Origin of the sequence: Streptomyces sp. NPDC056480 (assembly GCF_042795405.1) — a bacterium.
Classification (GTDB): Bacteria; Actinomycetota; Actinomycetes; order Streptomycetales; family Streptomycetaceae; genus Streptomyces.
The window spans coordinates 1-11,124 of the sequence record NZ_JBHTSA010000082.1; the positions used below are offsets into that span (position 1 = coordinate 1).

The following is an 11,124-nucleotide window of genomic DNA, read 5'->3' on the forward strand; positions in this document are numbered from 1 at the left end:
CGATACGCGCAGCAGGGCCCCGCCGGATCCGGCGGGGCCCTGCTGCGCGTATCGGCGGACAGGATCAGGACGAAGGCCGCTGCTTGGCCAGGAGGTCCTCGATCACCGTGGCCACGGTCTCCGGCGCGGGCAGGGCCGGATGCCGGCTGACCGTGCCCGTGGTCGGGTCGAACCCGTCGTGCCACTCCGGCTCGTTGACGAGGCCGCCGTCCTCGCGGATCCGCGCGATGTTCCGCTGCACGGCCGCCTTGTGCCACATCCTGGCGCCCATCACCGGGAAGTGGACCACCGGGTAGTCCACCGACAGCGCGACCGTGAGCAGCCGGTTCGGTGCGGCGCCGGCGGCGGCCGAGGCCAGGGTGTGGGCGGTGGCCGGCAGCACCGCGAGGATGTCGTGGTCGGCCGCGAGCCGGGAGGGCTTGTCGGTCGGCCAGTCCGCAGGGGATTCCCCGCTCACCACCCTTTCGGCGAAGAGCGCGACGCTCTCCGGGGAAAGGAACGAGGTCGCGGTGTGCGTCATCAGAACGGTGAACGTGCTGCCCTCGATCTGTCGGCGCATCGCCTCGACGTACGCCGGAAGTCTGGTGACCGCGATGGATCCGGTGGCACCGATGAGTATGCGTTTCCCGGTCGGTTCCGGGGAGTTTCGAATTCCCATGGGCCGATGATGTCGCCGCCGTCCCGCCGCAGGTCAAGGGGCTCGACAGGACAGTCCAGAGCGGGTCCAGGGCCGGTCCAGCAGCGGTCCAGCGGCCCCGAAATCCTTCGGTCGTCCCTACGGTCCCACCGTATTGAGACCGTTTACCCCCCTGCCTAACGTCGCTTCTCGCAAGGGAATTCGAAAGCCCGGCAGGGCGGCCGAAGACCCGGCACGGCATCCGAAAGCCCGGCAGGGCATCCGAGGAAAAGGGACGGACGACGATGGAGGATCTCTTCGCAAGGCTGCGCGGCGGTGCCGGACACCCCCGCCTCGACGAGGACCGGCTCCTCGAGCTCAAGCCGCGGCCGGAGCACCGGCACGAACCCTTCCCGCTGACCGACATCCAGCAGGCGTATCTGATCGGCCGCCACAAGGGGCTCGAACTGGGCGGCATCTCCAGCCAGTACTACCTGGAGTTCGACTGTCCCGCCCTCGACCCCGAGCGGCTCACCGAGGCCCTGCGCACCGTGATCGCCCGCCACGAGGCCCTGCGCACGGTGGCCGGGACCGACCAGACCCAGCGGGTCGTCCCCGCGGCCGAGGCGGAACCGAACGCCATCCGTGTCACGGACCTGCGCGGCCGGCCCGAGTCCGAGCGGACGGCGGAGCTGGAACGCGTACGCGCCGAACTGACCGCGCAGGTCATGCCGTTGGACCGGACGTCACTCCTCGACGTCCGGGCCACGCTGCTCGACGAGGACCGGCTGCGCCTCCATGTCGCCGTGGACCTGCTGTTCCTCGACATGCGCGGGCTGTACCGGCTGATGGACGAGTGGCGCCGATGTCACGACGACCCGGCGTGGCGGCCCGAGCCGTCGGAGGTCACCTTCCGCGACTACGTCCTCGCGCGGGAGGAGCTGCGCGGGGACGCCCTGGGCCGGGAGTCCGCCGCCTACTGGGCGGACCGCCTGGACAGCCTGCCGGGCGCGCCCGAACTGCCCCTGGCCGCCGCGCCGGAGCAGCTGGGCACCCCCCGCTTCGTACGGCACCGGGCGCGGCTCTCCCCCGAACGCTGGGCGGCGCTGCGGGCGGCGGCCGAGCGGCACGGCCTGACCGCTTCCGGCGTGCTGCTCGCCGCCTACGCGGAGGTCCTCCGCACCTGGTCGCGGCGGCAGGAGTTCACCCTCACCGTCACGCAGTTCCACCGGCTCGGCCTGCACCCGCGGGTCGAGGACGTCATCGGGAACTTCCTCGACCCGAGCCTGCTCGCCGTCGGCGGCCGGCCCGAGGAGAGCTTCGTCCAGCGGGCCCGCGACCTGGAGCAGCGCCTCCTGGAGGACCTGGCGCACCCGCACGGCGGCATCCGAGTGCTGCGCGACCTGGCCCGCCGCCGCGACGACGGCCGGGCGTCGCTGCCCGTGGTCTTCTCCAGCACCCTCGGCGCCGGGAGCGGCGCGCCCGGCGCCGGCCGGCTGGAGTCCTTCGGCCCCCTGGTCCACGACCACAGCCGTACGCCGCAGGTGTGGCTGGAGAACCAGATCCTGGAGCTCGACGGCCTGCTCTCGGTCAACTGGAACGCCGTGGAGGGCCTGTTCCCCGCCGGCACCCTGGAGGCCATGTTCGCGGCGTACACGACGCTCCTCGACCGCCTCGTCGACGAGCCGGCGCTCTGGGACGCCACCCGCGGCATCGTGCCGCTCCCGGCCCGGGAGGCCGAGGAGCGCGCCCTGGCCAACGCCACCGCCCAGGACATCCCGGCCGCGCTCCTGCACGAGCTGGTTGCCGAGGCGGCCCTGCGCGACCCCGACGCGCCCGCGGTGATCACACCCGGCACGGAGACCACGTACCGGCAGCTGACCGGGTCCGCCCACCGGATCGCCCACCGGCTGCTCCGCACCCCCGGCGCGGCACCGAACGAGATCGTCGCCGTGTCGATGCGGCCCGGCGCCGCCCAGTACGCCGCGCTGCTCGGCGTCCTGCACACCGGCGCCGCGTACGTGGCCATCGACCCCGAACTGCCCGAGGAGCGGCGCCTGAAGCTGCTCGCCCGCTGCTCGGTGCGGGCCGTGGTGACCGACCCCGAACTGCGCGACTCGCTGCCCTGGCCGGAGGGCGTGACCGTACTGACCCCCGAGGACGAGGAGACCCTGGCCTGCCCGGAGTGGTCGCCCGGGCGCCGCCAGGGACCCGACGACCTCGCGTACGTCATCTTCACCTCGGGCTCCACCGGTGAGCCCAAGGGCGTGATGATCACCCATCGCAGCGCCGCCAACACCGTCCAGGACATCAACCGCCGCTTCGGCGTGGGCCCGGACGACCGCACCATGGCGCTCGCCCCGGCGGGCTTCGACCTGTCCGTGTACGACCTCTTCGGCGTGCTCGGCGCCGGTGGCACCGTCGTCGTCCCCGACCCCGCGCGCGGCAACGACCTCGCCCACTGGTCCCAGCTCGTCGGGCGCTACGGGGTGACCATCTGGAACAGCGTGCCCGCGCCCATGCGGATGTGGATCGACGCCCTCGGCGACGGCGCGGTGCCGCGCGGCTGCCGGCTCCGCCTCGCCCTGCTCAGCGGCGACTGGATCCCCGTCGACCTGCCGGCCCGGATCCGCGAGAAGCTCCCCGCGATGCGGGTGATCAGCCTCGGCGGTGCCACGGAGGGCTCCATCTGGTCGATCCACCACCCCGTCGAGAACGTCCGGCCGGAGTGGTCGAGCATCCCGTACGGCAAGCCGCTCGCCAACCAGACCATGCACGTCCTCAACCAGTGGCAGGAGCCGTCCCCCGTCGGGGTCACCGGCGAGATCCACATCGGTGGCGTCGGCGTGGCCCAGGGCTACCTCGGCGACCCCGGGCGCACCGCCGAACGCTTCCCGGTCCACCCGGTCACCGGGGAGCGGATCTACCGGACCGGCGACCTCGGCCGCTATCTGCCCGGCGGCGACATCGAGATCCTCGGCCGCGAGGACTTCCAGGTGAAGATCAACGGCTATCGCGTCGAGCTCGGCGAGATCGAGGCCGCGCTGCTGCGCCGGCCCGAGGTGCGCACCGCCCTGGTCACCGCACCCGCCCACGCCCGTACCGGGCAGCGGCAGATCGCGGCGTACGTGGTGCCCGAGGCGGGCGCGGTGCCCGACCCGGCCGAGCTGCGCGAGGCCCTCGCCGCCGCACTGCCCGGCTACATGGTGCCCAGCCGCTTCCTCACCCTGGAGACCCTGCCGCTGACCACCAACGGGAAGATCGACCACAAGGCGCTGCCCACGCCGTGGAACGACGACGCGGAATCCGCCGGCACCCGGGTCGCGCCGCGCAGCCGGGTCGAGGAGCGGCTCTTCGCCCTCTGGTCCCAGCAGCTCGGCCACGGCGACTTCGGCGTCGAGGAGGGCTTCTTCGACATCGGCGGCGACTCGCTGCACGCGGTCGGCCTGCTCACCGTGCTGCGCGCGGAGTTCGGCATCGAGGCGGACATGGAACAGGAGATGGTCGAGGGCCTCTTCATGAACGCGTCGATCTCCTCCTTCGCCGAACTGATCGCCCCGGCAGGGGAGTCGGAGCGCCCGGACGAGTCCGACGGCTCAGGCGGTTTCGAGAGGTCCGAGGAGTCCGCGGCATGACCACGATGCCCAGCGCGACCCAGGACTCGGCCGTGGCCGAATGGGACCACGTCGTCGTCGGCGGCGGCTCCGCCGGCGCGCTCGTCGCCGCACGGCTCGCCGCCCGCGACTCCGGCACCGTGCTGCTCCTGGAGGCCGGACCCGACCAGCCGGTCCCCCGCGACCGCGCCCACCCGCTCGCCGACGCCGGCCGGCTCGTGCTCGCCGGGTTCAACTGGGACTACCGGGCCAACCTCCGCAGCAGCGGCCGCCTGGAGGACCTGCTCAAGGGCGGTGACGGCACCGGGACCCCGGCCCGCGCCCTCTGGGAACGCTTCCCCTACCAGCTCGGCAAGGTCGTCGGCGGCGGCTCCGCCGTCAACGGGGCCATCGCCCTGCGCGGGCTGCCCCGTGACTTCGCGGCCTGGGCGGCGCAGGGCAACCCCGACTGGTCCTGGGAGAAGGTACTGCCCTTCTACCGGGCCATCGAGAACGACATCGACTACCCCGACCGCCCACCGCACGGCGACGGCGGCCCGCTCCCGATCCGCCGGACCCCGCGCGAACGGGTCCACCCCCTGGACGCCGCCTTCTGGGAGGAGTGCAACCGCCAGGGCGTCGCCGACCTCCCCGACCTCAACTCCGGTGAGGAGGCCGGAATCGGCCCGATCCCCGGCAACACGGTCGACGGCGAGCGCATCGACGCCGCCACCGCCTTCCTCTCCGGCGCCCGCGACCGGCCCCGGCTCCACGTCCGTCCCGGCGTACGGGTCACCCGGGTGCTGTTCGACCCGAAGGACCGGAGCCGTGCCGTCGGCGTGGAGACCGAACGGGACGGGCGGCTCGACACCGTCCGGGCCCGGCACGTGATCCTCGCCGCCGGGGCCGTCGGCACCCCCGTGATCCTCCAGCGCTCCGGCGTCGGCGACGCGGCCCTGCTCGGTGCCCTCGGCATCGACCCGGTCGCCGACCTCCCCGGCGTGGGCCGCGACCTGGTGGATCACCCGTCCGTCGTCATCTGGTCCCGGCCGGCCGACGGCGTGTGTACGCCGGGTCTGCCCTGGCGCCAGGTGGCGGCCCGGATGAGCAGCGGCTTCGACGACGACGTCGACGTCCAGCTGGGCCTCCTCAACAACGTGGAGAGCCACACCATCCCCGGCTTCGTCGACCGGCTCGGCTGGCCCCTGGTCGTCGGCATGTCCGTGATGCTGCTGCGCCCCCGTTCCCGCGGCCGGGTCTTCCTCGACAGCGCCGACCCGCTCGCCTCCCCCGTCATCGAACTCGGCCTCGGGACCGATCCCGAGGACGTCGAGCGCCTCTGCCACGGCGTCCGCAGGGCATGGGGCTTCCTGCGCTCCCCGGGCCTGTCCGCCCGCCTGACGCGCACCCAGTTCTGGAGCGACCGGATGGTCGCCAACGACGGCGTGCTGCGCAGCGGGGTCCGGCACATCATGAACCCCGGCTGGCACGCGGCCGGTTCGTGCCGGATGGGCCCGGACTCCGACCCGTACGCCGTCGCCGACCAGGAGGGCCGGGTCCACGGCACCGCGAACCTGCGGATCGCCGACGCCTCGCTCTTCCCCGTCATCCCCAGCGCCCCCACCAATCTGACCACCCTGATGCTGGCCGAGAAGCTGGCCCGGAGCATGAAGGAATGACCGTGCACCCTGTCACGAGCCCTCCGGTGCGGCTCTACTGTTTCCCGCACGCCGGGGCGACCTCACAGGTCTACCGCGGCTGGCAGACCCTCGGCGAGCCACAGCTGCGGATCCGGGGCGTGGACGCGCCCGGCCGCGGCGCACGCCGCCAGGAACGCAAGGCGGTCAACTACCACGGTCTGGTACGGGCCATGGCCGAGCAGGTGGTGGCCGATCTGCTCTCCGGGCGCGAACGGTCCCCCGGGCTGCGCTGGGCGACGTTCGGGCACAGCTTCGGCGCCACGATGAGCCTCGCGGTGGCCGAGCACGTCGCCCGCCAGACCGGCCTGGCGCCGGTGCGATCGGTGCTCTCGGGCGCGGTGCCGCCGGCGCTCCAGCGGCCGGGGGCGCTGCTCGCCGCCGTCCCCGACGACGAGCTCCTCGCCCGCACGGCGGCCGACGGCGGAACTCCGCCCGCGGTGCTCGCCGAACCGACGATGAGCCGGATCCTCCTGCGGATGCTCCGCGAGGACGACTGCGTACGGGCGGAGTTCGCCCGGGAGGCGGCAGGCCTGCGGGTGGACTTCCCGCTCACCCTGATCGCCGCGCGGGAGGACGTGCACGCCCCGCCGGAGCGGGTGTGGCCGTGGTCGGCGCACAGCTCCGCCCCGGTCCGCCGGGTGGAGATCGAGGGCGGCCACTTCGCAGCGGTCCAGCACCCCGAGGAGACGCTGGCGATCATCGGCGACGACACCGACACCGGGAAGGGCTGAGCCATGGCGCGGAGCACCGGCGGCCCCCGGTCGCGATACGGGCCCGAGCACGAGCAGTTCCGGGACACCTGCCGGGAGTTCCTGAACCGCGAGGTCGTCCCGCACCACGCACGCTGGGAGCGGGAGGGCATCGTCGACCGATCGGTGTGGCGGGCGGCGGGCCGGGCCGGACTCCTCGGCATCGGCGTCGACCCGGCGTACGGCGGAGGCGGCGAGCCGGACTACCGCTATCCGGCCGTGTTCCAGCGGGAGATCATGTGGGCCCGGGCCACCGCGCCCGGCTTCGTGGCGCACAACGACGTCATCGCCACGTACCTCGCCGAGCGGACCACCGAGGACCAGCGCAAACGCTGGCTGCCCGGACTGTGCGCGGGGGAGCTGATCGCGGCCATCGCGATGAGCGAGCCGGACGCCGGCTCCAACGTCGCCGACATCCGTACGACCGCGGTACGGGACGGGGACGCGTACGTCCTCAACGGGCAGAAGACCTTCATCACCAATGGCGAGAACGCCGACGTCGTCGTGGTCGCGGCGAAGACCGCCCCCGACCGCGGCGCCCAGGGCATCAGCCTGCTGGTGGTGGAGCGCGGCACGCCCGGCCTGACCCGCGGCCGGCGCATGGAGAAGCTCGGCTGGCACGCCAGCGACACCTGCGAGCTGTTCTTCGACGACTGCCGGGTACCGGCCGAGAACCTGATCGGCAAGGAGAACGCCGGCCTCGCCTACATGATGGCCGGACTGCCCCGGGAGCGGCTCAGCATCGCGACCGTGGCGGTGGGAGCGGCGGAACGGATGCTCGCCGACACGCTGGAGTACGCGAAGACCCGCGAGGCCTTCGGACAGCCCATCGGCACGTTCCAGCACAACCGCTTCCAACTCGCGACGATGGACACGGAACTGACGATCGCCCAGGTCTTCCTCGACCACTGCGTCACCGAACTCGATGCGGGCCGCCTGTCGGTGACGGACGCCGCGAAGGTGAAGTGGTGGACGACCGAGCTCCAGGTGGACATCGCCAACCGGTGCCTCCAGATCCACGGCGGTTTCGGCTACCTCAAGGAGAGCGCGATCTCCCGCGAGTGGGCCAACAGCCGGGTGCAGACCATCTACGGCGGGACGACGGAGGTGATGAAGGAACTGATCGGCCGCTCACTGGGCCTCTGACGCGGGCCCGCTGACGCGAGGTCTCCACCCGCAAGACCGCCCCGTCCGCCGCGCGCCCCACCCCCCGGCGCGCGACGGACGGGGCGTACCCATGCGGTGGCCGGGACCGGCAGCCGTCCGGGGCGTACCCATGCGATCGCCGGGACCGGCAGCCGTCCGAAAACAGCACCTCTCTTTGCAAATTCCGGAACAAGTGCATGTAATGACGGCGTGGAGCAGCCCTCGTCCATCGCCCAGGCCCTGTCCGCCGTCGGTCCCCGACTGAAGCGGTTGCGTACCGCCCGCGGTGTCACCCTCGCCGCCCTGTCCGAGGTCACCGGAATCTCCAAGAGCACCCTGTCCCGCCTGGAGGCCGGCCAGCGCCGCCCCAGCCTGGAACTGCTGCTGCCCATCGCCCAGGCCCACCAGGTCCCGATCGACGAACTGGTCGGCGCCCCCGACGTGGGCGACCCCAGGGTCCGGCTCAAGCCGCACGCCGTGAACGGCAACACGGTGCTGCCGCTGACCCGGCAGCCGGGCCCGCTGCAGAGCTACAAGATGGTCCTCCCGGCCAGCCGGGACACCCCGGAGCTGTGCACCCACGAGGGATACGAGTGGCTGTACGTGCTCTCCGGACGGCTCCGGCTCGTCCTGGCCGACCACGACATCGTCCTGGACCCGGGCGAGGTGGCCGAGTTCGACACCCGGCTGCCGCACTGGTTCGGCAGCACGGGGCACGGCTCGGTCGAAGTCCTCAGTCTCTTCGGACGCCAGGGCGAACGCATGCACATCCGCGCCAGGCCGACAGGCCGAACGCCCGCCTCCGGCGACTGAGCCGGAGACGGGCGAGGAGGGGGAGGCGGCGCGGGGACGAACGCCGGAAGGCCGAAGGATCAGACGGCGGGAACGGCCCCGTCGGCCTCGGAGGCCCGATGGGTACGAAGATCCCGCTGGATCTCCTCGTCCACCAGGTCGTGGTTGAGCGCGAACGCGGCCGCGGCTCCCATGCCGGCCGCGGTGACGGCCTGGGCGCGGGAGTCCACGACGTTGCCGACGGCCCAGAGACCGGGCCGACTGGTGCGCCCGGCGCGGTCGGTGACCAGCCAGCCCTGCTCGTCGCGCTCACAGCCGAGCCCGTCGAAGGCGGAGTCGTTCGGACTCATCTTCGGGAAGAGGAAGACACCGGCGCAGTCGACGGTGCGCCCGTCGGAGAGCTCGACGGCGTGCAGCCGCCCGTCCTTGCTGAGCAGGGTGGTCACGGATTCCTCGACCACCTGGACCCCGCGGGCGTCCATGAGCTCGCGCTCGTCGTCACTGAGCGGCCGGTCGTGGGAGACGTACACGACGTCGTGCGACCACTGCCGCAGCAACAGCGCCTGCCCGGCGGAGGCCGGATGGACCCCGAGCACGACGATCCGCTGGTCGCGCACCTCGTAGCCGTGGCAGTAGGGGCAGAAGTGCACGTCGCCGCCCCACAGCGCCCGCACTCCGGGGATCTCGGGCAGCTGGTCGCGCAGCCCGGTGGCGAGCACGACGTGCCGCGCGTCGAGCGAGGCACCCCCGTCGAGCCGCACGACGAAGCCCCCCTCGTCCCGCGCCTCGACCTGGTCGACCCGCCCCTCGACCCGCACGGCCCCGTAGCGCGCGATCTCGGCCCGCCCGGTCTCGAGCACGGTCAGCGGCGACACTCCGTCACGGGAGAGGAAGCTGTGCATATGGGCCGAGGGAGCGTTACGGGGCTCCCCGGCGTCGACGACGGCGACACTGCGCCGCGCCCGCGCGAGCACGAGCGCGGCATTGAGCCCACCCGCCCCGCCGCCTATGACGATCACGTCGTACGAGGTTCGGACACTGTTCTCCTTGTGGGCGCCGGTCATGGCGATCACCTCCGCCGCCAGGGTGCGGCCCACCCGAATCCAGAACAATCTTTGTTGCCGTTTCCGGGACACGGCCGTCGCTTCGCGGCCCGCCGCTCGTTGGCCGACAGTGTCACTGACTGAGGCACCGGTGCGGAAAGGGGCAGCAGTTGCTGATCGAGGCAATCGGAGCCGTGCTGCCGGCGGCGCTCGCGGTGGGACTCAGCCCGTTCCCCGTGGTGGGCGTGGTGCTGCTCCTCGCCGGACGGCACGGCCGCCGCAACGGTCCGCTGTTCGCGGCCGGCTGGGTCTCCGGGCTCACGGTCGTCGCCGTACTGGTGGCGGTGGTGTTCGGGGGCGCCGACGACCCGGAGAGCACGTCGTCGGCGGTCGCCGACTGGCTGCGGGTGGCGGCCGGGGCAGCCCTCGTCGTGCTGGGGATCCGCACGTGGTCCCGACGGCCGCGAGCCGGTGACCCGGTCGACGAACCGGGCTGGACGGCCTCGCTCGGCGAGGCGACGGCCGGCCGTTCCCTGACCCTGGGCGCCCTGCTGTCCGGCGCCAACCCGAAGAACTTCGTGCTGACGGCCTCGGCCGTCACGGAGATCGTGGAAACCGACGTGCACGGCGCGGACTTCGCCATCGCCGTGACGGTCTACGTGATCCTCGGCTCCTGCACCGTCATCGGCGCGGTCGTCGCCCATCTCGCCGGCGGGGAGACCGCCAGGTCGTTCCTGGACGGGGTGCGCCGATTCATGGTCGCCAACAGCACCGTGATCACGGTCGTCGTCCTCATCCTGCTGGGCGCGAGCATCCTGGGCGACGGACTCGCGGGCCTGGGGCGCTGACGGCCCCAGGCGCCTCCGAATCGGCCACCCGGATGGGCGAGGTCAGGCCGACACCGACTCCGCCACCACAGCCGGGCCGCCCGTGACCGTGAAGGCCAGACAGACGACGAGGGTGTCGTTCTCGACCGGGGTTCCCGCACCGCTCCAGAAGCGCCGGTGGACGGCACGCCACGCGTCGAGATCGGCATCACCCTCACCTTCGGCGGCCGCGTGCTCCCACGTCACGTCACTGAAGGCCGTCACCTCGACACCCGTGATCTCCAGGACGGCAACGGCAACCCCCTGGTTGTCCAGCAACGCAAGCCGCTCACCGACGTGCTCAAGACGCTCGTCCTCCTCGGCGTACTCGCCGAGGAGCCCGGTCGTGGCACGCTTGGCCCCCGCCAGGACGAGCCCGTTCAACTCGTCCCGCACGGCCCCCGGAGCCCCCAACTCCAAGGCCCGCAACCCGCCGACCCGCGGCCACATCGCCCCCACCCCTCACTCGAACACACCCGACACCGAGCACCCTAGGCCGAACGAACAGCCGCCCGCCTTCCGGAATCCCGGGCTCAGGCGTCCTTCTTCACCGGCTCCAGGATCGCCACGCACTCCACGTGGTGCGTCATCGGAAGGATGTCGCGGAGAGCGGGGACCG

9 protein-coding genes are annotated in these 11,124 nt (G+C 72.7%); 6 read left to right on the forward strand and 3 right to left on the reverse strand.

Features of this window, described 5'->3' with window-relative positions:
* Positions 1-64: 64 nt before the first annotated feature.
* Positions 65-658, reverse strand: a complete 594-nt coding sequence (locus ACFQ79_RS28680; RefSeq protein WP_383588917.1) for a flavoprotein — start codon at positions 656-658, stop codon at positions 65-67.
* A gap of 263 nt (positions 659-921) precedes the next feature.
* Between ACFQ79_RS28680 and ACFQ79_RS28685 the strand changes: the two genes are divergently transcribed.
* The 5 genes from ACFQ79_RS28685 (at position 922) to ACFQ79_RS28705 (ending at position 8,617) form a co-directional block, all read left to right on the forward strand.
* Positions 922-4,251 (forward strand): amino acid adenylation domain-containing protein, encoded by a 3,330-nt coding sequence (locus ACFQ79_RS28685; RefSeq protein WP_383588919.1) that lies wholly within the window; start codon positions 922-924, stop codon positions 4,249-4,251.
* Positions 4,248-5,888, forward strand: coding sequence for a GMC family oxidoreductase (locus tag ACFQ79_RS28690; protein ID WP_383588921.1), 1,641 nt, complete (start codon positions 4,248-4,250; stop codon positions 5,886-5,888). The genes ACFQ79_RS28685 and ACFQ79_RS28690 overlap by 4 nt, the downstream gene beginning before the upstream one ends.
* Entirely contained in the window at positions 5,885-6,640 is a 756-nt protein-coding gene (locus ACFQ79_RS28695; RefSeq protein ID WP_383588923.1) for a thioesterase II family protein, read from the forward strand. The genes ACFQ79_RS28690 and ACFQ79_RS28695 overlap by 4 nt, the downstream gene beginning before the upstream one ends.
* Before the next feature lie 3 nt (positions 6,641-6,643).
* A complete protein-coding gene (locus ACFQ79_RS28700; protein WP_383588926.1) occupies positions 6,644-7,804 on the forward strand; it encodes an acyl-CoA dehydrogenase family protein in 1,161 nt (386 codons plus the stop codon).
* Positions 7,805-8,014: 210 nt separating this feature from the next.
* Positions 8,015-8,617 (forward strand): helix-turn-helix domain-containing protein, encoded by a 603-nt coding sequence (locus tag ACFQ79_RS28705; RefSeq protein WP_383588927.1) that lies wholly within the window; start codon positions 8,015-8,017, stop codon positions 8,615-8,617.
* Between the two features lie 59 nt (positions 8,618-8,676).
* Here the strand turns inward: ACFQ79_RS28705 and ACFQ79_RS28710 are convergent, their stop codons facing one another.
* The gene (locus ACFQ79_RS28710) at positions 8,677-9,660 is read right to left on the reverse strand and encodes an NAD(P)/FAD-dependent oxidoreductase (protein WP_383588929.1); all 984 of its coding nucleotides are present in this window, start codon (positions 9,658-9,660) and stop codon (positions 8,677-8,679) included.
* Positions 9,661-9,809: 149 nt separating this feature from the next.
* Between ACFQ79_RS28710 and ACFQ79_RS28715 the strand changes: the two genes are divergently transcribed.
* A complete protein-coding gene (locus ACFQ79_RS28715; RefSeq protein WP_383588930.1) occupies positions 9,810-10,487 on the forward strand; it encodes a GAP family protein in 678 nt (225 codons plus the stop codon).
* Between the two features lie 42 nt (positions 10,488-10,529).
* On the opposite strand, the gene ACFQ79_RS28720 is transcribed toward ACFQ79_RS28715, so the two are convergent.
* Entirely contained in the window at positions 10,530-10,901 is a 372-nt protein-coding gene (locus tag ACFQ79_RS28720; RefSeq protein ID WP_383588932.1) for an ASCH domain-containing protein, read from the reverse strand.
* Positions 10,902-11,124: the final 223 nt, after the last annotated feature.

Excerpts from the sequence above, each read along its gene's own strand:
- ACFQ79_RS28695 (WP_383588923.1), top strand. The coding sequence starts at position 5,885 with ATGACCGTGCACCCTGTCACGAGCCCTCCGGTGCGGCTCTACTGTTTC.
- ACFQ79_RS28690 (WP_383588921.1), top strand. The coding sequence starts at position 4,248 with ATGACCACGATGCCCAGCGCGACCCAGGACTCGGCCGTGGCCGAATGG.
- ACFQ79_RS28680 (WP_383588917.1), bottom strand. The coding sequence starts at position 658 with ATGGGAATTCGAAACTCCCCGGAACCGACCGGGAAACGCATACTCATC.
- ACFQ79_RS28710 (WP_383588929.1), bottom strand. The coding sequence starts at position 9,660 with ATGACCGGCGCCCACAAGGAGAACAGTGTCCGAACCTCGTACGACGTG.
- ACFQ79_RS28685 (WP_383588919.1), top strand. The coding sequence starts at position 922 with ATGGAGGATCTCTTCGCAAGGCTGCGCGGCGGTGCCGGACACCCCCGC.
- ACFQ79_RS28700 (WP_383588926.1), top strand. The coding sequence starts at position 6,644 with ATGGCGCGGAGCACCGGCGGCCCCCGGTCGCGATACGGGCCCGAGCAC.